This is a genomic window from Enterobacter sp. PTB (genome assembly GCF_051130085.1).
Taxonomy (GTDB): Bacteria; Pseudomonadota; Gammaproteobacteria; order Enterobacterales; family Enterobacteriaceae; genus Enterobacter; species Enterobacter ludwigii.
The window spans coordinates 1-812 of the sequence record NZ_JBDKEE010000095.1 but is presented as its reverse complement, the minus strand read 5'-3'; the positions used below and the strand labels follow the sequence as shown (position 1 = coordinate 812).

At 55.7% G+C, this 812-nt stretch carries 1 protein-coding gene; it reads right to left on the bottom strand.

What is annotated here, in order from left to right; all coding sequences use genetic code 11:
* A partial coding sequence (locus tag AAIR21_RS27720; RefSeq protein WP_434682820.1) for a DUF2913 family protein occupies window positions 1–467 on the bottom strand: 467 nt, incomplete at its 3' end.
* Between the last annotated feature and the right edge of the window lie 345 nt (window positions 468–812).

Genomic DNA, 812 nt, shown 5'->3' with positions numbered 1-812 from the left:
TGGCGCTGCAGTTCGGATTTCCTGACCAGTAATGCAGAGGTATTCGCATATTCGGTATACAGGGTTTCAGGAACCCACTCTTCGTCCGCCACCACGGCATTGACCCAGCCCTGTGAGCGCAGATATTCAATGGCGTGCGTCAGCCGGAACAGGTCTGACTGCTGCGTCACCGGTTCAGAGCAGGATTGCAGGAGGCACTCCAGCCGCGATAACAGATTCGCAGCGGGACCTTTCTGGCGTCCCAGGTGCAACAAGCTGTCAATATCAGAGGCAACAGAGCGCGGAAAGCGGCGCTGCTTCTGCGCCCCCGCCAGCCAGCGTAGTAAAAAAGCATGAGAGGTCAGCGAGGAGTGCGCCTGCCCCTCCTGCTGAACAAGGCGCAGGGCCGTCAGTGCGCACCAGGCAAAATGCGCCAGGTCAGCCAGTGATTCTTCAGGAGGTAATGCAGTGTGATTCGTTTTATTCATGGCGGAGATTATATCGGCAGCGCGTCGCGCGGAAAAGGGCTGAAGGCCGGGGATAACATCAGCGCAGAACGAAACATCTACCCTCATCGTCACACAGCCTGGACACTCAGGTGCAAATAACGCCCGTTCGGGCGAGAGTTACCGGAATCGTCATTTCCTGCACCCGCGTCTTTAGCTGGTTAAATGGCGCAGTGAAAGCATCCCGGCCAGTGCGACTGATAACGAGCGACGTGATAGTCGTTACGCCAGCAAAGACAGTACCGGTGTTGATTTCACGTTTGGTTTGCTCAATGCAATGGTATTTAGTTTGCCCTCGCGTTTGTTTTCGCTGTCCAGATGTTGCGT